The organism is Amycolatopsis sp. cmx-11-32, from assembly GCF_047608695.1.
Lineage (GTDB): Bacteria > Actinomycetota > Actinomycetes > Mycobacteriales > Pseudonocardiaceae > Amycolatopsis.
In genome coordinates, this window is the sequence record NZ_JADNQN010000006.1 from 209,603 (window position 1) to 233,995 (window position 24,393).

A 24,393-nucleotide genomic window follows, 5' to 3' on the forward strand; every position below is an offset into this window, starting at 1 on the left:
AGCGGCTGCTTTCGAGAGGCGTTCGTCACCTGGGGCGCGCCACCCATAAGACTGAGGTCCCGATCCTGCTAGTGTCGACTCGATTTCCTCGCCACGCAGGAAGTCGACGTCCTTTAAGGACCCGTCCAGAGAGGCGGGGAAGGAGGTCCGCCTTGTCGTCACGTCCACGTGGCGCGGCGGAACCGGCGGGAGAGCGTGAGCTCCTCTCGTCCGGCGATGTCGCGCGCACGATCGCCCGAATGGCCCACCAGGTCATCGAGAAGACCGCTCTCGGTGCGGGTGGCTCGGCTCCGCCCGTGTTGCTGGGCATCCCCACCCGGGGTACCCCGCTCGCCCTGCGGCTCGCGGACAAGATCGCCGAGTTCTCCGGCATCCGTCCGCCGACCGGCGCGCTGGACATCACGCTCTACCGTGATGATCTCCGCCGCCGCCCGCCCCGCGCGCTCGAGCATTCGCAGCTGCCGCCGACCGGCATCGACGACGCGGTGGTGATCCTGGTCGACGACGTGCTGTTCTCCGGCCGCACCATCCGCGCCGCCCTCGACGCCCTGCGCGACCACGGCCGCCCCCGCGCGGTCCAGCTGGCCGTGCTGGTCGACCGCGGCCACCGCGAACTGCCGATCCGCGCCGACTACGTGGGCAAGAACGTGCCCACCTCGCGTACCGAGGGGATCGAGGTCCTGCTGTCCGAAGTGGACGGACGGGACACCGTTCTGTTGCGGGCGCAATCAGAAGGAGACCGATCGTGAAGCACCTGCTCGCCACCGACGGGCTCGACCCGGCGCTCGCGACAGCCGTGCTGGACACCGCCGAAGAGCTCAAGCACACCTTGCTGGGCCGCGAGGTCCGCAAACTGCCGACGTTACGCGGCCGCACCGTCATCACCCTGTTCTACGAGAACTCGACCCGCACCCGCGTCTCGTTCGAGATCGCGGGCAAGTGGATGAGCGCCGACGTGATCAACGTCTCCGCGTCCAGTTCCTCGGTCAACAAGGGCGAATCGCTGCGGGACACCGCGCTGACGCTGGCCGCGGCCGGCGCCGACTGCGTGATCATCCGGCACCCCGCCTCCGGGGCGGCGCTGCGGCTTTCGGGCTGGCTCGCAGAGGCCGGGACGGCGGTCGTCAACGCGGGGGACGGCACCCACGAGCATCCGACGCAGGCGCTGCTCGACGCGGCGACCCTGCGGGAGCGGCTCGGTTCCTTGGAAGGTCGCCGCATCGCGATCGTCGGCGACGTTTTGCACAGCCGGGTGGCGCGGTCGAACATCCACCTGCTGTCCTCGCTCGGTGTCGAAGTGGTGCTCGTCGCGCCACCGACCCTGCTGCCGGTCGGGGTGGAAAGCCTCCCGGTCACGGTGTCGCACGAACTCGACGCCGAACTGCCCGCGGTCGACGCGGTCATGATGCTGCGGGTCCAGGCGGAGCGGATGACAGCCGGGGGGCCAGGGCAGAGCTTTTTTCCCTCGGCGCGCGAGTATTCGATCGCGTACGGCCTCAACGAACGCCGGATGAAGCTGCTGCCCGAGCACGCCGTCGTCCTGCACCCCGGTCCGATGCTGCGCGGGATGGAGATCGCCTCGGCGGTCGCCGACTCCCCGGCCTCGGCCATCACCGAACAGGTCCGCAACGGCGTCCACGTGCGCATGGCGGTCCTTTATCACCTGCTCGCCAGCGAAGGGGCCGACGCATGACCACCGTCCTGATCCAGGGCGCCCGACCCTACGGCGAGGGCGACCCGGTCGACGTACTCGTCGAGGACGGCGTGATCACCGACATCGGTTCGATCGACGTCCCGGACGAGGCCGAAGTGATCGAGGCGGGCGGCCACGTGCTGCTCCCCGGCTTCGTCGACCTGCACACCCACCTGCGTGAACCCGGCCGCGAGGACACCGAGACCATCGCCACCGGTTCGGCCGCGGCCGCGCTCGGCGGCTACACCGCGGTGTTCGCGATGGCCAACACCGACCCGGTGGCCGACAACGCGGTGATCGTCGACCACGTGTGGCGCCGCGGCCAGGAGGCCGGCCTGGTCGACGTGCATCCGGTCGGCGCGGTCACCGTGGGCCTCAAGGGCGAGAAGCTCGCCGAAATCGGCACCATGGCGAAGTCCGAAGCGCGGGTGAAGGTCTTCTCCGACGACGGCCTCTGCGTCGCGGACCCGCTGCTGATGCGCCGCGCGCTGGAGTACTCGACGGCGCTCGGTGTGGTCATCGCCCAGCACGCCGAGGAGCCCCGGCTGACCGCCGGTGCACAGGCGCACGAAGGTGAGCAGGCCGCGCGCCTGGGCTACACCGGCTGGCCCGCCTCGGCGGAGGAGTCGATCGTCGCCCGCGACTGCCTGCTCGCGCAGCACGCGAACGCGCGGCTGCACGTCTGCCACGTTTCGACCTCGGGCACGGCCGACATCCTGAAGTGGGCCAAGGAGCGCGGCACCAAGGTCTCGGCCGAGGTCACCCCGCACCATCTGCTGCTGACCGACGAGCGGCTCGCCACCTACGACCCGGTCAACAAGGTCAACCCGCCGCTGCGCACCGGGTCCGACGCCGAAAAGCTGCGTGCCGCGCTGGCCGAGGGCGTCATCGACTGCGTCGCCACCGACCACGCGCCGCACGCCGTCCAGGACAAGGACTGTGAGTGGAACTCGGCCCGGCCCGGCATGCTCGGCCTGCAGACCGCGCTGTCGATCGTGGTCGAGACCATGGTCCGCACCGGCCTGCTCGACTGGCGGGGCGTGGCGCGGGTGATGAGCGAGCGGCCCGCCGAGATCGGGAACCTGTCCGATCACGGCCGTCCGATCGAGGTCGGCGAACCGGCCAACCTGACGCTGGTGGACCCGGACACGGAATGGACCGTACGCGGCGTGGAGTTCGCGAGCATCGCGGCGAACACCCCGTACGAAGGAATGCGGCTCCCCGGCGTGGTGACGGCGACGTTGCTGCGCGGGCGGATCACCACGCGGGAGGGGAAGATCGCCCCATGAGTGACCGGATTCTGCTGACCCTGGCGGTCTTCGCCTTCTTCCTGCTGTGCGTGCTGCTGATGTGGCGCGGCTGGCGGCGGAAGTCCCGCGCGCAGAGCGTCGAGGTACCGCCGTTCGCCGAGATCCCCGCCGAACCCGGTTTCGCCGAACTGGAGTCAAGCGGGGTTTACATCAGCACGACGAAGGCGGGGCACTGGCAGGAGCGCGTGGTCACCCGCGGCGCCGGCCTGCGCACCGGCGCGGTCTGGCGGCTGCACGCCGACGGCATCGCCATCGAACGCGGCGGTGCCCCGGACTTCTGGATCCCACGCGGTTCCATCACCGGCGTCCGCAAGGACAAGGGAATGGCCGGGAAGGTGATGGGCATCGACGCGCTGCTCGTCATCACCTGGCTGGCCGGCGACGTCGAGCTGGACACCGGATTCCGCGGCGACGACGTAGACGACTATCCACAATGGATCGAAGCTTTGCAAGACACTCGCAACGACATCAAGGGAGGTGCCTGATGAGCACCGCGAACGGCACCCGCGCACCGGCTGCTCTGGTCCTCGAAGACGGCCGCGTGTTCCGCGGCTCCGCGTACGGCGCCCGTGGGCGGAGTCTGGGCGAGGCGGTGTTCTGCACCGGCATGACCGGCTACCAGGAGACGCTGACCGACCCCTCCTACCACCGGCAGATCGTGGTCCAGACCGCGCCGCAGATCGGGAACACCGGCTGGAACGACGAGGACGACGAGTCCTCGCGCATCTGGGTCTCGGGCTACGTCGTCCGCGACCCGGCGCGCACCCCGTCCAACTGGCGCTCGAAGCGCACGCTGGACGAGGAACTGGAGCGTCAGGGCGTCGTCGGGATCTCCGAAGTGGACACCCGCACGCTGACCCGGCATCTGCGCGAACGGGGCGCCATGCGGTCCGGCGTGTTCTCCGGTGACGCGCTGGACAGTGACGAAGAGATGCTCGCGCAGGTGCAGGCCAGTCCGCAGATGAAGGGTGCCGATCTCGCCGGCGAGGTCAGCACCAAGCAGTCGTACGTCGTCGAAGCGCAAGGGGAGCGGAAGTTCCGCGTCGCCGCGCTGGACCTGGGCATCAAGTCCAACACTCCGAGGCAGATGGCCGCGCGCGGCATCGAGGTCCACGTCCTGCCCTCGTCGTCCACTGTGGACGAACTGCTCGCGGTCGAGGCGGACGGTGTGTTCCTGTCCAACGGCCCCGGCGACCCGGCGACCACCGCGCACGCGACGGAGCTGACGAAAGCGGTGCTGCAGCGGGAGATCCCGCTGTTCGGCATCTGCTTCGGCAACCAGATCCTCGGCCGCGCGCTGGGACTGGGCACCTACAAGATGCGCTACGGCCACCGTGGGATCAACATCCCGGTGATCGACGTGGCGACCAAACGGGTCGCGATCACCGCGCAGAACCACGGTTTCGCTCTCGAAGGCGAGCCGGGTCAGCGGTTCGAGACGCCGTTCGGCGCCGCGCAGATCTCGCACTACTGCCCGAACGACGACACCGTCGAAGGTGTCCGCGTGTTCGACGTCCCCGCGTTCTCGGTGCAGTACCACCCCGAGGCCGCCGCCGGCCCGCACGACGCGGCCCCCCTGTTCGACGAGTTCGTGAGCTTGATGGAGAAGAAGGCCGGGCGATGACGGTCACGACCGGAATCGAGCGGATCCGGATCCGGAATTACCGGGTGCTTCGGGACGTCGAGCTGGACGGCCTGACGCCCATCACGGCGCTTCTCGGTCCGAACGGCAGCGGCAAGTCCACCTTGCTGGACGCGCTGCTCTTCGTCAGCGAGGCTGTACAGCGCGGCCTGGGTTTCGCGCTTGCCCGTCGCGGTGGCCTTCCGGAGATCAGGACCATCGGTTCCACGGAGCGCGTCGAGATCGAGGTCGGCTATCAGACCGAGGAAGGCGCGTTCGAGTATCGACTGGCCTTCGACGGAACCGGTGCCCCCGAGGAGATTCTGCGGTGGCGGCCGGCTGGCGCGCCGGGCTGGCGGGCACTGCTCGAGTTCCACGGTGGGCAAGGCGTCGTGTACTCCGAGTCCGGTGACCAGAGGCTCAGGGAGGATCTGGCCGACGGTGAGGCACTGGCTTTGGACACCTTCGGTCGTCTCAACCGCTACAACCGAGTCGCCGAATTCCGGAAGCTCGTGCTGGACTGGCATTCGGTGCACATCGATGTCGAACAGATGCGCAAGGGTGCCAAAAAGGGCGGGAAGGCTACGCGGCTTTCCTCATCAGGCGACAACATCGCCATAGTCGTCGAGCAACTCCAAGAACGACGCCCAGAGGTCTGGGCCGGGATACTCCGTTCACTACGACGCTATGTTCCGAGGCTCGAGGATTTCTCGTCGATGCAGCTGGGCGATGGCAGTTTCATCGTCCGGTTGAAGGAGCGAGGCGCCGATGAACTGATCTCGCCGGACCACATCTCGGACGGGACGCTCACGCTGCTGGCCTACCTGGTCGCCATGCGCGATCCAGCTTCCGTCTTGTTGCTCGAAGAACCGGAAAACCAGGTGCACCCCAGGCTGCACTACCCACTCGCTGACGAAGCGAGGATGTCGGAGAGCGGCCAGGTGATCGTCGCGACGCACTCACCGCGTTTCGTCGACGCGACGCGGCCGAACGAGGTTTGGATGTTCGCACGAGGAGTCGCCGGCAACACCGAGGTGATGCACGCTTCTGTCCAGCCTCAGTTGGTTCGGATGGTGGAATCCGGTGGTGCGCTCGGTGATCTGTGGACCGAAGGTTACTTCCGGTTCGGCGACCCCCTCGCGGAGCAGGCGTGAGCGCAGGCAGTCCGGTGAATCTCGTGGTGCTGGTCGAAGAGCGTTCGGCGGATGAGGCTTTGCGTGCCTTGCTTCCGAAGATCACGCCCGGCGTGGCTTTTCGGATTGCCCCGTTCGACGGCAAGGAAGACCTGCTCCGCAAGCTGCCGCACCGGTTTCGCGAGTACACGTACTACTGGAGGGCGGTCAACTCACGAGTCGTGGTGCTGGTCGACCGCGATGACGATGACTGCCTGGAGCTCAAGGCTCAGCTGTCCCGGATGGCGAAGGAAGCCGGGCTTCCGGCCGAGGCTGTTCTGTTCCGGATCGTGATCGAGGAACTCGAAGCGTGGTTCCTCGGCGATGTTCCGGCGGTGCATGCGGCTTATCCCAGGGTTTCCCTTGATCTGGTGAAGCGGGTCAAGTTCCGAGAGCCGGAAGATGTGCCTGGTGGAGCGTGGGAAGCGCTGGAGCACTTGTTCCAGCAGCACGGCTACCACAAGAAGGGGCTGGCGAAGATGATCGCCGCCCGTGATATCGCGCCACACATGGATGTAGAGAACAATCGTTCCCAGAGTTTTCAGGTCTTCCGCGACGGTTTGCGGCGCCTGGTGAGTGAGGAAAACTAATGCCGAAGAGGACAGACATCCAGCACGTGCTGGTGATCGGCTCCGGGCCGATCGTGATCGGCCAGGCGGCGGAGTTCGACTACTCCGGCACCCAGGCCTGCCGCGTACTCCGCGAAGAGGGACTGCGCGTCTCGCTGGTGAACTCGAACCCGGCGACCATCATGACCGACCCCGAGTTCGCCGACGCCACCTACATCGAGCCGGTCACCCCGGAATTCGTCGAGAAGGTCATCGCTTTGGAGCGCCCCGACGCGATCCTCGCGACCCTCGGCGGGCAGACCGCGCTCAACTGCGCTGTCGCCCTGCACGAGCGCGGTGTACTGGAGAAGTACGGCGTCGAGCTGATCGGCGCCGACGTCGAGGCCATCCAGCGCGGCGAGGACCGGCAGAAGTTCAAGGACATCGTCCGCACGATCGGCGCCGAGGTGCCGCGTTCGCGGGTCTGCCACGACATGGACGAGGTCCGCGCGACCGTCGCCGAGGTCGGCCTCCCGGTGGTCATCCGGCCATCGTTCACCATGGGCGGGCTCGGCTCCGGCATGGCGCACACCGACGCGGAACTGGAGCGGCTCGCCTCCACCGGGCTCGACGAGTCGCCGGTCACCGAGGTGCTCATCGAGGAGAGCGTCCTCGGCTGGAAGGAGTTCGAACTCGAGCTCATGCGCGACCGGCACGACAACGTGGTGGTCGTCTGCTCGATCGAGAACATCGACGCGATGGGCGTGCACACCGGCGACTCGGTCACCGTCGCGCCCGCGATGACGCTGACCGACCGCGAGTACCAGCACATGCGCGACGTCGGCATCGCGGTGCTGCGCGAGGTCGGCGTCGACACCGGCGGCTGCAACATCCAGTTCGCGATCGACCCGGCCGACGGCCGCATGGTCGTCATCGAGATGAACCCGCGCGTCTCCCGGTCGAGCGCGCTGGCGTCGAAGGCGACCGGCTTCCCGATCGCCAAGATCGCCGCGAAGCTCGCCATCGGCTACACCCTCGACGAGATCCGCAACGACATCACCGGCGAGACCCCGGCGGCCTTCGAGCCGACGCTGGACTACGTCGTGGTGAAGGTTCCGCGGTTCGCCTTCGAGAAGTTCCCTGGCGCCGACCCCACGCTGACGACGACGATGAAGAGCGTCGGCGAGGCGATGTCGTTCGGCCGCAGCTTCCCCGAAGCGCTCGGCAAGGCACTGCGCTCCATCGACACCAAGGCCACCGGCTTCTGGACCCGGCCCGACCCCGATGGCGCGACGCTCGAGTCCATTTTGGACGCCCTGCGCACGCCGCACGACGGGCGCCTCTACGAGGTCGAGCGGGCACTGCGGTTCGGCGGCACCGTCGAGCAGATCCACGAAGCGTCGGGCATCGACCCGTGGTTCATCGACCAGATCGCCCTCATCGGTGAGGTCGGCTCCGAGGTCCGTGACGCGCTGGTGCTCGACGAGCCGCTGCTGCGGCGGGCGAAGCGCACCGGCCTGTCGGACCAGCAGATCGCCGCGCTGCGGCCGGAGCTGGCGGGCGAGGACGGTGTCCGCGCGCTGCGCCGCCGTCTCGGCGTGCGGCCGGTGTACAAGACCGTCGACACCTGCGCGGCCGAGTTCGCGGCCAAGACGCCGTACCATTACTCGGCCTACGAGACCGACCCCGCGGCCCAGTCGGAGATCACCGCGCAGACCGAGAAGCCGAAGGTGCTGATCCTCGGCTCCGGGCCGAACCGCATCGGGCAGGGCATCGAGTTCGACTACTCGTGCGTGCACGCCGCCATCGCGTTGCGCGAGGCCGGTTTCGAAGCGGTCATGGTCAACTGCAACCCCGAGACCGTCTCCACCGACTACGACACCTCGGACAGGCTCTACTTCGAGCCGCTGTCGTTCGAAGACGTCCTGGAAGTGGTTCACGCCGAGCAGGAGTCGGGCACCGTCACCGGGGTCATCGTGCAGCTGGGCGGCCAGACACCGCTCTCGCTCGCGAAGCGCCTCGCTGACGCAGGTGTCCCGGTGATCGGCACCTCCCCGGACGCGATCCACCTCGCCGAGGACCGCGGCGCGTTCGGCGAGGTCCTCACCGACGCCGGACTGCCCGCGCCGAAGTACGGCACGGCGACCTCGTTCGAGGGCGCGAAGCGGATCGCCGACAAGATCGGCTACCCGGTCCTGGTGCGGCCGTCCTACGTACTCGGCGGGCGCGGCATGGAGATCGTGTACGACGAGGAGTCCCTCGCCGGCTACATCCACCGCGCCACCGAGGTCACCCCCGAGCACCCGGTGCTGGTGGACCGGTTCCTCGACGACGCCATCGAGATCGACGTCGACGCGCTGTTCGACGGTGACGACCTCTTCCTCGGCGGCGTCATGGAGCACATCGAGGAGGCCGGGATCCACTCCGGCGACTCCTCCTGCGCGCTCCCGCCGATCACGCTGGGCCGGACCGACATCGAGACGGTGCGCCGCTCGACCGAGGCCATCGCGCGTGGTGTCGGCGTCCGCGGGCTGCTGAACGTCCAGTACGCGCTCAAGGACGACGTCCTGTACGTCCTGGAGGCGAACCCGCGCGCGTCGCGGACGGTGCCGTTCGTGTCGAAGGCGACTGCGGTGCCGCTGGCCAAGGCCGCGGCGCTGATCATGACCGGCTCGTCGATCAAGGACCTGCGCGGGTCCGGCGTCCTCCCGGCCGAGGGTGACGGGGGCCACATGCCCGCCGATTCGCCGGTCGCGGTCAAGGAGGCGGTCCTGCCGTTCCACCGCTTCCGCACCCCCGAGGGGCACGGCGTCGATTCGCTGCTCGGCCCGGAGATGAAGTCCACCGGCGAGGTCATGGGTGTCGACGTCTCCTTCGGGAAGGCGTTCGCCAAGTCCCAGGCCGGTGCCTACGGTTCGCTGCCGACGTCGGGCAAGGTGTTCGTCTCCGTCGCCAACCGCGACAAGCGCTCGCTGGTGTTCCCGGTGAAGCGGCTGGCGGACCTCGGTTTCGAGATCCTCGCCACCTCCGGTACGGCGGAAGTGTTGCGGCGCAACGGGATTCCCTGCACCGTCGTGCGCAAGCACTACGAAGGTTCGGCCGAAGGGGAGCAGAACGTCGTGGACGTCATCCTCAGCGGTGAGGTGCAGATGGTGATCAACACCCCTTACGGCAACAGCGGTCCCCGCATCGACGGCTACGAAATCCGTACCGCCGCGGTGTCGCGGGACATTCCCTGTATCACCACGGTGCAGGGCGCCGCGGCGGCCGTGCACGGGATAGAGGCCGTCATCAAGGGCGACATCGGCGTGCGGTCGCTGCAGAGCCTCCAGGCGGCGCTGAAGGCCAAGGCGTGAGCGGGCGGTTCGGGTCGAGGCTGGCGCGGGCGATCGCGGAGAAGGGGCCGCTCTGCGCCGGAATCGACCCCCATCCCGGGTTGCTCCAGGCGTGGGGGCTTCCGGCGGACGCGGGCGGTTTGGAGAAGTTCGCGCTCACAGCCGCTGAGACGATCGCGCCCGAGGTCGCGGTGATCAAGCCCCAATCGGCCTTTTTCGAGGCCTACGGGCCTCCTGGGGTCGCCGTTCTGGCCAAGACGATGAAGGTGTGCCGCGAAGCGGGCGCGCTCGTCCTGCTGGACGTCAAACGCGGCGACATCGGTTCGACCATGGCGGCGTACACGGCGGCGTTCCTGCCCACGGGGGCGGAACTCGAGGCCGACGCCATCACCGTGTCGCCGTACCTCGGGTTCGGCTCGCTGGACTTCGCCGTCGAGGTTGCACAGCAGCAAGGCAAGGGCCTGTTCGTCCTCGCGCGCACCTCCAACCCGGAGGCGCGGGGACTGCAGAACGCCTTGCTGCCCAACGGAAAGACCGTCGCGCAGGACATCGTCGACACGGCGGGCGCGCATAACGCGGGCGTCGGGCCACTGGGTGACGTCGGTGTCGTCGTCGGTGCCACCGTCACGCCGGGAGAGCTCGATCTGAGCAAGCTGAACGGTCCCGTGCTGGCACCCGGTTTCGGGGCGCAGGGGGCCACTCCGGCCGATTTGCGGGCCCTTTTCGGGCCGCGGCTGCCGGGTGTGCTCCCGGCGTCTTCGCGTGATGTGCTCAAGCACGGGCCGGACCCCGAAGCGTTGCGTGCGGCCGTTCGGAGGACACGGGATTCCCTCGGTTCCCTGGAAAACGGCCAATAGCAGGCCCGGGAATCCGTCATGACCAGCCACCCCCGCATTGTGGGCCGAGGTAACGGGTGGGTACCGTCGCCACACCCACCCAGATTTGAGAACTACCGGAGGAAAACGTGGCACTTCCCCAGCTGACAGAGGAACAGCGCGCTGCGGCGCTGGAGAAGGCCGCCGCCGCCCGCCGCATCCGTGCTGAGCTGAAGGAGCGGCTGAAGCGGGGCGGTACCACTCTGGTCGAGGTGCTGAAGCAGGCCGAGGAGAACGAAGTCCTCGGCAAGATGAAGGTCTCGGCTCTGCTCGAGGCTCTTCCGGGTGTCGGCAAGGTCCGTGCCCAGCAGACCATGGAACGACTGGAGATCGCACCCAGCCGTCGTCTTCGCGGCCTCGGCGACCGGCAGCGCAAGGCGCTGCTGGCCGAATTCAGCGGCGAGTGAGCGGCGTCGGTCAGGACCACCCGGTGACCCCGGGCGCTGACCGCGGCGGTGAGCCGGTGGCGGGAGTTTCCTCCCGGCACCGGCTCACGGTCGTATCAGGGCCTTCGGGGGTCGGGAAGTCGAGCGTGGCGGGGGAGCTGCGCAAGCTGGATCCGGAAATCTATTTCAGCGTCTCGGTGACCACCAGGAAGCCGAGGCCGGGTGAGGTCGACGGCGAGCACTACCACTTCATCGACCGCACCGAGTTCGACCGCATGGTCGCCGCGGGCGAACTGCTGGAGCACGCCGAGTTCGCCGGCAACTGCTACGGCACCCCGCGCGAGCCCGTGGAACGGGCTTTGGCGGCAGGCCGCAACGCCGTGCTGGAGATCGAACTCCAGGGCGCGCGACAGGTCCGCAAGGCGATGCCGGAGGCGCGGCTGGTGATGCTGATGCCGCCGTCGTGGGACGAACTGGTCGGAAGGCTGACCGGCCGCGGCACCGAGAACGAGGCCGCGGTGAAGGCCAGGCTGGCCGAGGCGGAGCGCGAACTCGCCGCCGCCGGGGAGTTCGACGAGCGAGTCGTCAACGCCGACGTGCGAGACGCCGCCGAGCAGTTGCTAAACTTGGTGATCGGCGACCTGACACTTGAAGATTCGGAGCACCACGAGTGACGACCATGTCCACGCTCGGTATTCACGAAGAGCTCGAAGGCATCACCAACCCGCCGATCGACGACCTGCTCGAAAAGGTCAGCTCGAAGTACGCGCTGGCGATCTACGCGGCCAAGCGCGCTCGTCAGATCAACGACTACTACGCCCAGCTGGGCGAGGGCCTGCTGGAGTACGTCGGCCCGCTGGTCGAGCCGGGCTCGCGCGAGAAGCCGCTGTCCATCGCACTGCGCGAGATCCATGGCGGCCTGCTCGAGCACACCGAGGGTGAGTAGGGACTCAATGGCCACGGCGGCTGTCAAGGTGATCCCGCGCAAAACCGCCGAGAACACCGTTGAGTAAACCCAAGATCGTTCTGGGCGTAGGCGGCGGGATCGCCGCCTACAAGGCCTGTGAGGTTCTGCGCGGGCTGACCGAATCCGGTCACGACGTCCGCGTGGTCCCCACGGAAGCCGCGCTGAACTTCGTCGGCGCGGCCACCTTCGAGGCACTCTCCGGCCACCCGGTGCACACCGGTGTGTTCACCGAGGTGCCCGAGGTCCAGCACGTCCGCGTCGGCAAGGAAGCCGATCTGGTGGTGGTCGTGCCCGCCACGGCGAACCTGCTCGCCAAGGCCGCGCACGGCATCGCGGACGACCTGCTGACGAACACCCTGCTCACCGCCCGGTGCCCGATCGCCTTCTTCCCGGCGATGCACACCGAGATGTGGGAGCACCCGGCCACCCGCGACAACGTGGCGCTGCTGCGTTCGCGCGGGCTGATCGTCGCCGAACCCGCCGCGGGCAGGCTCACCGGCGCCGACACCGGCAAGGGGCGGCTCGCCGACCCGGCCGAGATCGTCGACCTGGCCCGGCTCCTGCTCGCCGTGCCGGACGCCCTCCCGCGCGACCTCGAAGGCGTGCGGGTGGCGATTTCGGCGGGCGGCACCCGCGAGCCGCTGGACCCGGTCCGCTACCTGGGCAACCGCTCGTCGGGCAAACAGGGCTACGCGCTGGCTCGAGTCGCCGCCCAGCGCGGCGCCGAGGTCACTCTGGTCACCGCGCACACCGTCGCGCTGCCGGAGCCGGCGGGCGCGAAGGTCGTCCACGTGTCGACAGCCGAGGAGATGCGCCAGGCGATGCACGCCGAGGCCGCCGCCGCGGACATCCTGGTGATGGCCGCCGCCGTCGCCGACTTCCGGCCGTCGAACCGGGCCGACCACAAGATCAAGAAGTCCGACGACGCGCCGGATCCGGTGGTCGAGCTGGCGCGCAACGCGGACATCCTGGCCGAACTGGTGCGGAACCGGACAGAAGGCCAGTTGGTCGTCGGGTTCGCCGCGGAAACCGGCGACGACAAGGGCGGCGTTCTGGACCACGCGCGGGTCAAATTGAAGCGTAAGGGTGCGGACCTGCTGGTGGTGAACGCCGTCGGCGAGGGAAAAGCGTTCGGGACCGAGGACAATTCGGGTTGGCTGCTGGGGGCCGACGGAACCGAGATCCCGATCCCGCTGGGCGCCAAGTCCGAACTGGCGTCCACATTGTGGGACGCGGTGGTGAACTTGATGAAGCGTTGACCGGCCTTCGAACGATAGTAAGTAGGCTTATAGCAACTGAGGGGTGCCTAACTTTCTGGGCATCAGACGTCTAGGTGAGGAAGTGACGGCCACCGTGACCGCGTCCACGAGTAGACTGTTTACATCTGAATCGGTGACTGAGGGTCATCCCGACAAGATTTGCGATGCCATCAGCGATTCGATCCTAGACGGCCTGCTGGCCAAGGATCCGCGCAGCCGGGTGGCGGTAGAAACCCTCATCACCACCGGGCAGGTGCATGTCGCCGGAGAGGTGACCACCGAGGCCTACGCGGACATCCCGACCATCGTCCGCGACGTGATCCTGAAGATCGGCTACGACTCTTCGGCCAAGGGTTTCGACGGCAACTCGTGTGGCGTCAACGTCGCCATCGGCTCCCAGTCGCCCGACATCGCGCAGGGCGTCGACACCGCGTACGAGTCCCGCGTCGAGTCCGACGAGGACGAGATCAACCGTCAGGGTGCCGGCGACCAGGGCCTGATGTTCGGCTACGCCTGCTCGGACACCCCCGAGTTGATGCCGCTGCCGATCGCGCTGGCGCACCGGCTCTCGCAGCGGCTGACCCGGGTCCGCAAGGACGGCGTGCTGCCGTACCTGCGCCCGGACGGCAAGACGCAGGTCACCATCGAGTACGCCGGCGATCAGCCGGTGCGGCTCGACACGGTGGTCGTGTCCACCCAGCACGCGGACGGCATCGACCTGGAGCAGATGCTCGGCGTCGACGTCCGCGAGCACGTGGTCGCCCCGGAGCTCGCCGAACTCGGTCTCGACACCTCCAACGTGCGGCTGCTGGTCAACCCGACCGGCCGCTTCGTCATCGGCGGCCCGATGGGTGACGCGGGCCTGACCGGCCGCAAGATCATCGTCGACACCTACGGCGGCATGGCCCGTCACGGTGGCGGCGCGTTCTCCGGCAAGGATCCCTCCAAGGTCGACCGTTCGGCCGCGTACGCGATGCGCTGGGTGGCGAAGAACGTCATCGCCGCCGGGCTCGCCACGCGCGCCGAGGTCCAGGTCGCGTACGCGATCGGCAAGGCGGCCCCGGTGGGCCTCTTCGTCGAGACGTTCGGCACCGAAACGGTGGACCCGTCGAAGATCCAGGCCGCCATCACGGAGGTCTTCGACCTGCGTCCGGCCGCGATCATCCGCGACCTCGACCTGCTTCGCCCGATCTACGCACCGACGGCCGCGTACGGCCACTTCGGCCGCCCCGAGCTGGGTCTCCCCTGGGAGAGCACGGCGCGGGCGGCGGCCTTGAAGTCGGCCGCCGGCGCCTGATTTTCGACGCTCTGCCAATGAGATGAACGGGACTTTCTCTGCAAAATTTGCAAGGGAAAGCTCCGTTCATCTCACGGCGGTGACAGGCTGTGTCGGGAGAGTCTGGTAGAGATCACCGGGTGAGCAGCAGTCCCGAACCGGCCCCGTTGTGGGACCTTCCGGAGCCTCCGAAAGCCGAACCGGCGCGGAAGGCCAAACCGTCCCGTGCGAAAAGCGCCAGCCGTCGGGGCGCGCAGAACCCCGCGCCCGAGAACCCGGTCGCGCGGATCGTCGTGGACATCCCGCTCACGCATCTCGACCGGACCTTCGACTACCAGATCCCGGAAAAGCTGCACGAGGCCGCGGTGCCCGGCTGCCGGGTGCGTGTCCGGTTCGCGGGCCAGCTCGTAGACGGGTATCTCGTCGAACGCGCCGACACCACGGACTTCACCGGGAAGCTCGCGTACATCGACCGCGTGACCTCCAGCGAGCCGGTGCTGCCCCCGGCGCTGCACACGCTCTGCCGCTCGGTCGCGGACCGGTACGGCGGCACGCTCAGCGACGTCCTGCGGCTGGCCATCCCGTCCCGGCACGCGAAGGTCGAGGGCGAGCCGCCCGCCGAGCCCGCGCCGACACCGGAGGCGCCCGAGACCACCGCCTGGGAGAAGTACCAGAGCGGACCGGCGTTTTTGGAGGCCGTCGCGGAACGGCGGCCCGCCAACGCCGTCTGGCAGGCCCTGCCGGGGGAGGACTGGCCGCGCCGGCTCGCCGAAGCCGCGGCGGTGGCGGCTTCCACAAGCCACCGTGGCGTCGTGATGGTCGTGCCGGACCACCGTGACCTCACCCGCCTGCACGACGCGTGTTCCCAGCTGATGGGGGCCGATGCCGTGGTCGCGCTGATCGCGGGGCTGGGCCCCGCCGAGCGCTACCGCCGCTGGCTCGCGGTACTGCGGGGCGCGGTGCGGGTCGTCGTCGGCACGCGCGCGGCGATGTTCGCGCCGGTCGCCGACCCCGGCCTGTTCGTGGTGTGGGACGACGGCGACGACGTCCACCTCGACCAGCACGCGCCCTACCCACACGTCCGCGATGTGCTGATGGACCGCGCGCACGCCGCGAAGGGGTCCATGCTCGTCGCCGGTTTCGCGCGTACCGCCGAGGCACAGTTCCTGGTCGAATCGGGCTGGGCGCAACCGCTGGTGGCGGCCCGCCCTGAACTGCGGGCCGCCGCGCCCCGGGTGACGCCGGTCGGCGAGGACTTCGACGTCGCTCGGGACGAAGCGGCGAAGGCGGCACGGCTCCCGTCGGTCGCTTTCGAGGCGGCGCGGCAATCGCTGGCAGGCGGATTCCCCGTGCTGGTGCAGGTTCCGCGTCGCGGGTACGTTCCAGGGCTCGCGTGCGGCAACTGCCGGACGTCCGCGCACTGCCGTCGCTGCGCGGGACCGCTTTCCTTGCCGGGTGGGCTGATCGACGGCGCGCCGAGGCCGCCCGCCTGCCGGTGGTGCGGTGTCCCCGAGACGAACTTCCATTGCGCCGCTTGCGGTTCCGTGCGGCTGCGGGCGGTCGTCGTCGGCTCAAAGCGAACCGCGGAGGAACTGGGCCGCGCGTTCTCGGGATTCCCGGTGCGGACCTCGGGCGCGTCGGAGGTTTTGGCTTCAGTGCCCGGAAAACCGGCGCTGGTGGTGTGCACGCCGGGAGCCGAGCCGGTCGCGGAAGGCGGTTACGGCGCGGCGTTGCTGCTGGACGGCTGGGCGTTGCTGGGGCGGCAGGACCTGCGCGCGGGGGAGGAGACCCTGCGCCGCTGGATGGCGGCCGCGGCGCTGGTGCGGCCGGGTACCGAAGGCGGTCGCGTGTTCGTCGGCGCGGAAGCGGGTCTCTCGGTCGTGCAGGCGCTGGTGCGGTGGGACCCGGGCTGGCACGCGGGCCAGGAACTGGCCGGGCGGCGTGAACTCGGCTTCCCGCCCGCGATGCGGATGGCGAGCGTCGAAGGCACCCCGGACGCGGTCGCCGGGCTGCTCGACGACCTCGCCCTGCCGGAGAGCGGCGAGGTGCTGGGCCCGGTGCCGCTCGGCGAGGTCGACGAGGACGGCAACGCCGAACGTGAGCGCGCCCTGGTGCGTGTCGCCCGTCCGGACGGGAAGGCGCTCGCCGCCGCCGTCCACGAGGCCGCCGCCAAGCGGGACGCGCGCAAGGCGACCGAACCCATCCGGATCCAGCTCGACCCCCTGGAACTCATCTAGCGCGCCCACTACGCCGCAATTAGTCCTCTAGTTGCGGTAGTTCGGCGCCGAACTACCGCAACTAGAGGACTAAACGCGGCGGTTAGAGGGTCGTGCCGAGGGTGGCGAGGACGTCGGCGCGTGGCGAAGTGCCCGGAGCGGGCGTAGTGCCTGGAGCGGGCGAAGTGCCTGGAGCGGGCGTAGCGCCTGGAGCGGGCGTAGCGCTCGGAGCCGCGGTGCCACCGAGGGCGGCCGTGAGCAGGCTGACGATCTGCGACGAGATCGCCGCCCGCCGCGCCTCGAAAGCGGCGTCGGTCAGCGCCGCCGGGTCGGTCGGCGTGCCGAGCACAGGCGTGTGCAGGTGCCCGCCCGCGATCCCGGTCAGCCCGAGTCCCGTACGCAACCGGTTGCCGCGGTACATCGATTCATTGCTGAGATAGTTGCCGCCGCCACCGGAAGCCGCGATTTCGCCGGGCTTCGGCGCGTCCGTCCGGCACACCGCCGTCCCCGTCCCCGGCTTCGTGCTGTCCGGCCACACGCAGAACGCCTGGTTGTACAGGACCTGGTACGCCCCGGCGGGCGCGGCGAGCATCTTTTCGTACGGCAGCGTGGTTTCGATGAACTGGACGGCCGGCTGCGGCCAGCCCCGCGCGGGCGGGACCTGGCCGGTGACGGACTCGTCGAGGTTGTCCGGGAAACCACCGCGCCACGCACCGGCCCACCGTTCGATGTCGAACCGGCCGGGGCGGCCCTGGCTGATCGTCATGATCAGCTCCGGACGCCGGGAACGGTCCTTCAGGGCCTGGCCGTAGGCCGCCTCGACGATGCCGGTGTCGAAGTAGCTCCACACCACCGGGAACGACACGGCCTGCACCAGCGCGGGACCGGTCGGCGTCCGGATCAGTTTGCCGTCCAGGTGCAGCGCGGCCGCGCCGGACGGGTTCGCGATGCGGACGCCCGCACCGTTGAGCGTGAACGGGTCGAACCCGCTCACCAGCACCCGGCGCGGCTTCGGACCGGCGGGGAAACGAGAGTCGTCGAGACCGCGGGCGCCGACGTCGAACGTCTTCAGCAGCCCGGCGCGGGCGGGGGCCGACAGCGGGAAGCGCGGCGTCCACTGGCGCAGCGCCTTGCTCATCCGCAAGCGCGCCCAGTACAGCGGGCGGTCGTCGGCCTTGTCGATGCTGCCGAGATCGGGACGGCGGCCCTGCGCGCGGTCGACGGCGGTCCGCCAGAGCCCGTCACCGGCGGTCTCCGCGAGCTTCTCCGCGCGCAAAGCGGTCTTCGTCGCGCAGAGCCGCGTCGTGAAGTCGGAGACGAGCTTGTCGAACCCGGCCAGCCGGACGAGTTCCGGGCCGACCGCCGGACCGCCCGACGGCAGCGTCGCGGTGAGCCGCCGCTCCTCGACGGTGATCGTCGCGGAGTCGCCGAAGCAGCCACGTGCGGTTTCGGCCTGCGCGACGCCGGGGACCACGAGGACGGGGAGAGCGATGAGCAGCGGGAGGAGCGCGCTCCATCGCCTGCCGGGAGTCTTCATGGACCGCATTCTGCTCATCCCGGCAGGGCCGCACTACCGACCTTCGCAGGTCTGGACGGGTCTTGTCCGGGGTGGACAGGCGGGGCAGACTCGCGCCATGGCCGCGCACAGGAGCACTCTGGGACGCATCACCGCAGTCACCGCGATCGCCGCTCTGGTCGGCGCCGCCGCGCCGGGTACCGCCTCAGCGGCACCACCGACACGCAAATCCCCGGTCGCCGTCGGCTACCTGGGTGCCGTCTCGAGCATCGACGTGGACGCGACCGCGATCGGCACGAGGATCCTGCGCGAGGGCGGCAACGCCGTCGACGCGGCCGTCGCGACGGCCGCCGCGCTGGGTGTCACCGACCCGTTCTCCGCCGGTGTCGGCGGTGGCGGTTTCTTCGTCTACTACGACGCGCGCACCGGCAAGGTGCACACCCTCGACGGCCGCGAGACCGCGCCGTCCAGCGCGAACGAGAGCCTTCTCGTCGAGAACGGCAAGGCGATCCCGTTCGCCGAAGCCGTCACCAGCGGGCTCAGCGTCGGTGTCCCCGGCACGCCCGCCACCTGGCAGGAAGCGCTCCGCAAGTGGGGGACCAAGTCGCTGGCGAAGGCGGTCAGGCCCGCGGAAGAGCTTGCGCGCGGGGGCTTTACCGTCGACCAGACCTTCAACACCCAGATCGCCAACAACGCTGCTCGCTTCTCCGCGTTCCCGTCGACGCGGTCGCTGTACCTGCCAGGCGGGGCGCCGCCCGCGGTCGGCACGACGTTCAAGAACCCGGACCTCGCCGGCACGTACGCTCAACTCGCCGCGAAGGGCACCGACGCGCTCTACCGGGGACCGATCGGCGCGGACGTGGTGAACACCGTGCGGAAGCCGCCGGTCGACCCCGCCTCGACGCTGAACGTGCGACCCGGTGACATGACCGCGGCCGACCTCGCCAAATACCGCGTGGTGGAGCGGAACCCGACCAAGATGGAGTACCGCGGCCTCGACGTCTACGGCATGCCCGCGCCGTCGTCCGGTGGGCTGACCGTCGGCGAGGCGCTGAACATCCTCGAGAACAAGAAGCTGAGCAAGCTGGAGAAGGCCGACTACCTGCACTACTTCCTGGAGTCGACCCGGTACGCCTTCGCCGACCGCAACCGGTGGATCGGTGACCCCGCCTTCGTCGACGTCCCGGCGAAGGAACTGATCAGCCAGAAGTTCGCCGACAGTCGCGCGTGCCTGATCAACCCCGCGCGGGCCGGGGTGAGCCCGGTCGCGCCGGCCGACCCGCGCAAGCCGGTGCCGTGCGCCGCGGGGACGAACTCCGCGCCGACGCCGTACGAGGGCGAGAACACCACGCATCTCACGGTCGCAGACCGGTGGGGCAACGTCGTCGCCTACACGCTGACCATCGAGCAGGAGGGCGGCAGCGGGATCGTCGTGCCGGGCCGCGGGTTCCTGCTCAACAACGAACTGACCGACTTCTCCTTCACCCCGGTGACGCCGGGCGTGCCCGACCCGAACCTGCCGGGCCCGGCCAAGCGGCCGCGTTCGTCGATGGCGCCGACCATCGTGCTCGACCACGGCAAGCCGCTGCTCGCGGTCGGCTCGCCCGGTGGCGCGTCGATCATCACGACGGTGCTGCAGATCCTCACCGGCCGCATCGACAGGGGCCTGAAGCTGGTCGACGCGATCGCCGAACCGCGTGCCTCGCAGCGGAACTCGGCGGCCGCGCAGGTCGAGCAGTCGTTCCTCGACCAGGACGACGTGCTTCGGATTCTGAAGGCCAAGCAGCAGGGCTTCTCGACGGCGCCCGCGGAGATCGGCGCCGCGACCGGCGTCGAACGGCTGCGGGACGGGCGGTGGCTCGCGGCCGCCGAACCGACCCGTCGGGGTGGCGGCTCGGCGGCCGTCGTGCTGCCCTGGCCGCACCGGTAGCTCCCAAGGCGAGGGCTGAAGGGGACTTTCCCCGCATACGATGCGGGGAAAGCGCCCTTCGCCGCTCGAGACGGGGGGAAAGTCCCCTTCAGCTCACGCGGCGGTATCCGGTCCGTGAAGGCCTCCTTAAGGGACTCTGGGTCCCTCAAGGAGGCCTTCACGGACCGGGTGGTCGCCGCCTTGGACGCGCTCGGTCACCCGCGGCGGAGGGCAGAGGGACAGCGAGCGCGCCGGGTGAACGGGGCCCTTCTAGACTGAGCGGCGATGTTCGCCCAGTCAGAGGTACCCGTCCCCCCGGTGGAGGTGCGTTGATGCGCCTGGTCTTCGCCGGTACCCCAGAACCCGCCGTCCCGTCGCTGCGCGCGCTCCTCGCGTCCGAGCGGCACGAGGTCGTCGCCGTCGTGACCCGTCCGGACGCGCAGGCGGGCCGTGGCCGCCGTGTCGTCCGGTCCCCGATCGGCGCGCTCGCCGACGAGCACGGGATCGAGGTGCTGACTCCCCCCAAGGCGAGTGACCCCGCGTTCCTCGCCCGGCTCGCGGAGATCGCCCCCGACGTGTGCCCTGTCGTCGCGTACGGGGCGCTGCTGCCCCAGGCCGCGCTGGACATCCCGAAGCATGGCTGGGTCAACCTGCACTTCTCGCTGCTGCCCGCGTGGCGCGGCGCCGCGCCGGTCCAGGCCGCGCTCCGCGCCGGGGACGAGATCACCGGCGCCTCGACGTTCCGCATCGTCAAGGAACTCGACGCCGGCCCGGTCTACGGCGTGATCACCGAGCGGATCGCCGCCACCGACACCGCGGGTGAAACCTTGGGCCGGTTGTCGGAGTCCGGGGCGAAGCTGCTCGTGTCCACGATGGACGGAATCGCCGACGGAACGCTGCGCGCGGTCGAGCAGTCCGGCGACGGCGTGAGCTACGCGCCCAAGGTGACCGTCGAGGACGCGCGCGTGTCGTTCGCCGACCCGGCCGCCGCGGTCGACCGGCAGATCCGCGCCGTCAGCCCGGAACCGGGCGCTTGGGCGGAGTTCCGGGGCGAGCGGCTGAAGCTCGGCTCGGTGACGGTCGTCGACGAGCCGGGGCCCCCGCCGGGCGAACTGGTCGTGGAACGCAAGCGGGTCCTGGTCGGCACGGCGTCGAAACCGGTGCGACTGGGCGAAGTGCAGGCGCAGGGGAAGAAGCGGATGGCGGCCACCGACTGGGCGCGCGGTACGAGGATCGAACAAGGAGAGCGCCTGCAGTGAACGAGCGTAGGGAACGCCGGCCGTCGAGGCCGGAACGAGGCCGTCCGGGCCCGCGTAAGGAAGGGCCCAGCCGCCCGCCGCAGATCGATCCGGCCCGCCAGGTCGCCTTCGACGTGCTGCGCGCCGTCCGGGAAGACGACGCCTACGCGAACTTGGTGCTGCCGCAACTGCTGCGCAACCGCCGGATCTCCGGCCGTGACGCGGCGCTGGCCACCGAACTGACCTACGGCACCTGCCGCGCGGTCGGCATGCTGGACGCCGTCATCGAGGCCTGCCTCGTCGACCGCTCGCTCGCCAAGGTCGACGCCGTGGTGCTGGACGGCCTGCGCCTCGGCGCGTACCAGCTGCTGCGCACCCGCATCCCCGAGCACGCCGCCGTCGGGTCCACTGTGGACCTCGTCCGCGCCGAAGTCGGTTCCTGGATCGCGGGTTTCGTCAACGCGGTGCTGCGCTCGGTGTCCGAAAAGGACGAAGAGACCTGGCTGAACGAACTGGCCCCGGACGAGGCTGTCGACCCGATCGGCGCCTACGCCCTGCGGACGGCGCACCCCCGCTGGGTCGCGCGGTCGTTCGCGGAAGCACTGGGGGACAAGGGTGCCGAGCTGAAGGCGGCCCTCAAGGCCGACGACGACCGCCCCGACGTGCACCTGGTCGCCCGCCCCGGCGAGATCAGCGCCGACGAGCTGGCCGCCATCACCGGCGGCGACGAGGCCCCGTACTCGCCCTACGGCGTCCGGATGCCCGCGGGCTCCGGTGACCCCGGCGACATCGAGCCGATCAGGGAAAAGCTGGCCGCGGTGCAGGACGAGGGCAGCCAGCTGTGCGCCGTCGCCGTCACCAAGGTCCCGCTCACCGGCTCCGACGAGCGCTGGCTGGACCTGTGCGCCGGCCCTGGTGGCAAGGCCGCACTGCTGGGCGCACTCGCGGTGATCAGCGGCGCGACCGTCGACGCCGTCGAGAAGACCCCGCACCGCGCGAAACTGATCGAGAACGCCGTCCAGGGGCTTCCGGTGACCATCCACGTCGCCGACGGCCGCGAGACCGACCTCGAACCGGGCTACGACCGCGTCCTGGTCGACGCGCCGTGCAGCGGTCTCGGCTCGCTGCGGCGCCGCCCGGAGGCGCGCTGGCGCCGTCAGCCCAGCGACATCTCGGATCTGACGAAACTGCAGGGCCAGCTGATCACCGCGGCGCTGGACCTGGCGCGCCCCGGCGGCATCGTCGCCTACGTAGTCTGCTCGCCGCACCTGGCCGAGACCGAAGGCGTCGTGGGGGAGACCGCGCGCCGCGCCGGCGCCGAGATCGTCGACGCACGGGACTTCTTCCCCGGCGTCCCGCAGCTCGGCGACGGCCCGTACGTCCAGCTGTGGCCGCACCGCCACGGCACGGACGCGATGTTCTGCGCCGTGCTGCGGAAGCCGGACTCAGCCGGGTGAACAGGGTCCTCGGCCTGGTCGCGAGCTCGTGCGGCGGACTGGACACCCGGTTCGCCACGCAGCTCGCGCAACCGGCCGCGGACCGCGGCTGGGAGCTCGCGATCACGCTGACCCCGACCGCGGCCCGCTGGCTGGAGAAGACCGGCGGGATCGGTGATCTGGAGAAGGTCACCGAGCTGCCGGTCCGCAGTACCTCCCGGCTGCCGGGCGAACCCCGGCCGCATCCGGATCCCACGGTGTTCCTGTTCGCGCCCGCGTCCGCGAACTCCGTGGCGAAATTGGCGCTGGGCATCGCCGACAACCAGGCGCTGACCCTGCTCGGCGACGTCCTCGGCGCGCCGGGCAGCACGATCGTCCTCGGCTATCAGATCCAGGACACGCGGGTGCACCATCCGGCGTGGCGGCGGCATCTCGACACGCTCGCCTCCGCGGGTGTCACCACTGTGAGGCTCACTCCGGCGGAGCCGTGGACGACCGTCTTGGACCTGCTTCCTTAACGGGCGCAGAAACCGGTGTCGATCGCGGCCGCGAGATGCGCCGACGCCCCGTCCGGCAGTGGGTCCATGTTGGCGACGACGTTCACCCGCTTCCCGTGCGGGACCGCTCCCGAAAGGTTCGCGAAGCCGACGATGTTGCCGCCGTGGCCCCAGAAGGTGCCGCCACACGACAACGGGACGGACGCGATCCCGAGCCCGTAGGCGGCGCCGGGAACGCCGAGGTCCGCGGGGACGGTCCGCTGCAACTCCGCCTGCTGGGCACGCGGCAGGAGGCGTCCGTCGGTGGCGGCGCCGTAGAAGCGGTTCAGGTCCTCGCCGGTCGAAATCAGTCCACCGGAGGACCCGGCCGCCGACGGATCGAATTCGGTGAAGTCGACCGGTCCCGGCGCGTAACCCCGGGGGTGCGGTGACGGCAGGCCTTCGTCGCCCCGCGGCGGCAGATAGGTGTCGCGCAGGCCCAGCGGCCGCGCGATCCTGGACTGGATCTCGGTGGCGACGGAACGGCCGGTGAGCTTCTCGATGAGCATCCCGGCGATGATGTAGTTCGTGTTGGAGTACGCCCACTTCGCGCCCGGCTCGAACTCCGGCGGATGCGCGAGCCCGATCGCCACCAGTTCTTCGGGTTCGGCCCCGCGATGCCGCCACTCGTCGATGTCGAGGTCGCGGACGTAGTTGTAGAGCCCGCTGGTGTGCTGGAGCAACTGCCGGACGGTGATCTTGGTGCCGTCGTTGCCGTTCCCGCGCACGAGACCGGACAGGTACCGGTCGATCGGCGTGTCCAGCCGGACCTTTCCTTCGGCGACCAGTTGCAGCACCACAACGGCGACGAACGTTTTGGTGACACTGGCCGCCCGGAACTTCGCGCCGCGGGGGAACGGTGCCCGGGTTTCGATGTTCCCGACCCCTTCGCGTTCCGACCACGTCCGCCCGGACACGGTCGTCACCGTCGCCTGCACGCCGGGGACACCGTCCCGCACCAGCGTTTTCAGCGCCTTGTCGACTTCGTCGTGCGGTTTGCTCACGGCGAGCGCCGGTGCGGCGGTGGTGGTGGCCAGCAGCGCGATCAGTGAGCCGATGGCGACGATCTTCTTACCTGGCAAAGTTTTCCGCATGGATCC

General features: G+C 69.8%; 21 protein-coding genes. 19 read left to right on the forward strand and 2 right to left on the reverse strand.

The window, feature by feature from the left end:
* Positions 1 to 152 precede the first annotated feature (152 nt).
* The 15 genes from pyrR to ACM6LR_RS20765 all read left to right on the forward strand — a co-directional run bounded on the left by pyrR (position 153) and on the right by ACM6LR_RS20765 (position 16,679).
* Positions 153 to 749 carry a bifunctional pyr operon transcriptional regulator/uracil phosphoribosyltransferase PyrR gene (pyrR, locus tag ACM6LR_RS20695; protein WP_414937651.1) on the forward strand — a complete coding sequence of 199 codons (597 nt, stop codon included), beginning with the start codon at positions 153 to 155 and terminating at the stop codon, positions 747 to 749.
* Complete coding sequence (locus tag ACM6LR_RS20700; protein ID WP_414944325.1) at positions 746 to 1,693, forward strand: aspartate carbamoyltransferase catalytic subunit; 948 nt, start codon at positions 746 to 748, stop codon at positions 1,691 to 1,693. The genes pyrR and ACM6LR_RS20700 overlap by 4 nt, the downstream gene beginning before the upstream one ends.
* Positions 1,690 to 2,982: a dihydroorotase gene (locus ACM6LR_RS20705; RefSeq protein WP_414944326.1), complete on the forward strand. Its 1,293-nt coding sequence runs from the start codon at positions 1,690 to 1,692 to the stop codon at positions 2,980 to 2,982. The genes ACM6LR_RS20700 and ACM6LR_RS20705 overlap by 4 nt, the downstream gene beginning before the upstream one ends.
* Positions 2,979 to 3,488 (forward strand): transporter, encoded by a 510-nt coding sequence (locus ACM6LR_RS20710; protein WP_414944327.1) that lies wholly within the window; start codon positions 2,979 to 2,981, stop codon positions 3,486 to 3,488. The genes ACM6LR_RS20705 and ACM6LR_RS20710 overlap by 4 nt, the downstream gene beginning before the upstream one ends.
* Positions 3,488 to 4,627, forward strand: coding sequence for a glutamine-hydrolyzing carbamoyl-phosphate synthase small subunit (gene carA, locus ACM6LR_RS20715; RefSeq protein ID WP_414937655.1), 1,140 nt, complete (start codon positions 3,488 to 3,490; stop codon positions 4,625 to 4,627). Before ACM6LR_RS20710 ends, carA begins: the two co-directional genes overlap by 1 nt.
* Positions 4,624 to 5,778, forward strand: coding sequence for an AAA family ATPase (locus ACM6LR_RS20720; protein ID WP_414937656.1), 1,155 nt, complete (start codon positions 4,624 to 4,626; stop codon positions 5,776 to 5,778). Before carA ends, ACM6LR_RS20720 begins: the two co-directional genes overlap by 4 nt.
* On the forward strand, positions 5,775 to 6,386 hold the full coding sequence (locus ACM6LR_RS20725) for a DUF4276 family protein (RefSeq protein ID WP_414944328.1): 612 nt from the start codon (positions 5,775 to 5,777) through the stop codon (positions 6,384 to 6,386). The genes ACM6LR_RS20720 and ACM6LR_RS20725 overlap by 4 nt, the downstream gene beginning before the upstream one ends.
* Positions 6,386 to 9,700 carry a carbamoyl-phosphate synthase large subunit gene (gene carB / locus ACM6LR_RS20730; protein ID WP_414937658.1) on the forward strand — a complete coding sequence of 1,105 codons (3,315 nt, stop codon included), beginning with the start codon at positions 6,386 to 6,388 and terminating at the stop codon, positions 9,698 to 9,700. Before ACM6LR_RS20725 ends, carB begins: the two co-directional genes overlap by 1 nt.
* On the forward strand, positions 9,697 to 10,536 hold the full coding sequence (gene pyrF, locus ACM6LR_RS20735) for an orotidine-5'-phosphate decarboxylase (protein WP_414944329.1): 840 nt from the start codon (positions 9,697 to 9,699) through the stop codon (positions 10,534 to 10,536). Before carB ends, pyrF begins: the two co-directional genes overlap by 4 nt.
* Before the next feature lie 107 nt (positions 10,537 to 10,643).
* Positions 10,644 to 10,961: an integration host factor, actinobacterial type gene (gene mihF / locus ACM6LR_RS20740; protein ID WP_364025209.1), complete on the forward strand. Its 318-nt coding sequence runs from the start codon at positions 10,644 to 10,646 to the stop codon at positions 10,959 to 10,961.
* Complete coding sequence (gene gmk / locus ACM6LR_RS20745) at positions 10,958 to 11,614, forward strand: guanylate kinase (protein WP_414937660.1); 657 nt, start codon at positions 10,958 to 10,960, stop codon at positions 11,612 to 11,614. Before mihF ends, gmk begins: the two co-directional genes overlap by 4 nt.
* 5 nt (positions 11,615 to 11,619) lie before the next feature.
* Positions 11,620 to 11,886, forward strand: a complete 267-nt coding sequence (rpoZ, locus tag ACM6LR_RS20750; RefSeq protein WP_414944330.1) for a DNA-directed RNA polymerase subunit omega — start codon at positions 11,620 to 11,622, stop codon at positions 11,884 to 11,886.
* 59 nt (positions 11,887 to 11,945) lie between these two features.
* Positions 11,946 to 13,166, forward strand: a complete 1,221-nt coding sequence (coaBC, locus tag ACM6LR_RS20755) for a bifunctional phosphopantothenoylcysteine decarboxylase/phosphopantothenate--cysteine ligase CoaBC (protein ID WP_414944331.1) — start codon at positions 11,946 to 11,948, stop codon at positions 13,164 to 13,166.
* A gap of 94 nt (positions 13,167 to 13,260) precedes the next feature.
* Positions 13,261 to 14,463, forward strand: a complete 1,203-nt coding sequence (metK, locus tag ACM6LR_RS20760; protein ID WP_414937954.1) for a methionine adenosyltransferase — start codon at positions 13,261 to 13,263, stop codon at positions 14,461 to 14,463.
* A 119-nt stretch (positions 14,464 to 14,582) separates the two neighbouring features.
* Positions 14,583 to 16,679 carry a primosomal protein N' gene (locus ACM6LR_RS20765; RefSeq protein ID WP_414937662.1) on the forward strand — a complete coding sequence of 699 codons (2,097 nt, stop codon included), beginning with the start codon at positions 14,583 to 14,585 and terminating at the stop codon, positions 16,677 to 16,679.
* An 82-nt stretch (positions 16,680 to 16,761) separates the two neighbouring features.
* Here ACM6LR_RS20765 and ACM6LR_RS20770 read toward each other — a convergent pair whose 3' ends face one another.
* Positions 16,762 to 18,204: a hypothetical protein gene (locus tag ACM6LR_RS20770; RefSeq protein WP_414944332.1), complete on the reverse strand. Its 1,443-nt coding sequence runs from the start codon at positions 18,202 to 18,204 to the stop codon at positions 16,762 to 16,764.
* An 88-nt stretch (positions 18,205 to 18,292) separates the two neighbouring features.
* Between ACM6LR_RS20770 and ggt the strand changes: the two genes are divergently transcribed.
* From ggt to ACM6LR_RS20790, 4 genes are all read left to right on the forward strand, one after another.
* A complete protein-coding gene (gene ggt / locus ACM6LR_RS20775) occupies positions 18,293 to 20,104 on the forward strand; it encodes a gamma-glutamyltransferase (RefSeq protein WP_414944333.1) in 1,812 nt (603 codons plus the stop codon).
* Positions 20,105 to 20,415: 311 nt separating this feature from the next.
* The gene (fmt, locus tag ACM6LR_RS20780) at positions 20,416 to 21,342 is read left to right on the forward strand and encodes a methionyl-tRNA formyltransferase (protein ID WP_414944334.1); all 927 of its coding nucleotides are present in this window, start codon (positions 20,416 to 20,418) and stop codon (positions 21,340 to 21,342) included.
* Positions 21,339 to 22,778 (forward strand): RsmB/NOP family class I SAM-dependent RNA methyltransferase, encoded by a 1,440-nt coding sequence (locus ACM6LR_RS20785; RefSeq protein WP_414944335.1) that lies wholly within the window; start codon positions 21,339 to 21,341, stop codon positions 22,776 to 22,778. The genes fmt and ACM6LR_RS20785 overlap by 4 nt, the downstream gene beginning before the upstream one ends.
* Positions 22,775 to 23,275, forward strand: a complete 501-nt coding sequence (locus ACM6LR_RS20790; RefSeq protein ID WP_414937667.1) for a flavoprotein — start codon at positions 22,775 to 22,777, stop codon at positions 23,273 to 23,275. Before ACM6LR_RS20785 ends, ACM6LR_RS20790 begins: the two co-directional genes overlap by 4 nt.
* Here ACM6LR_RS20790 and ACM6LR_RS20795 read toward each other — a convergent pair.
* A complete protein-coding gene (locus ACM6LR_RS20795) occupies positions 23,272 to 24,387 on the reverse strand; it encodes a serine hydrolase domain-containing protein (protein WP_414944336.1) in 1,116 nt (371 codons plus the stop codon). The two genes, ACM6LR_RS20790 and ACM6LR_RS20795, sit on opposite strands and share 4 nt — an antisense overlap.
* Positions 24,388 to 24,393 lie beyond the last annotated feature (6 nt).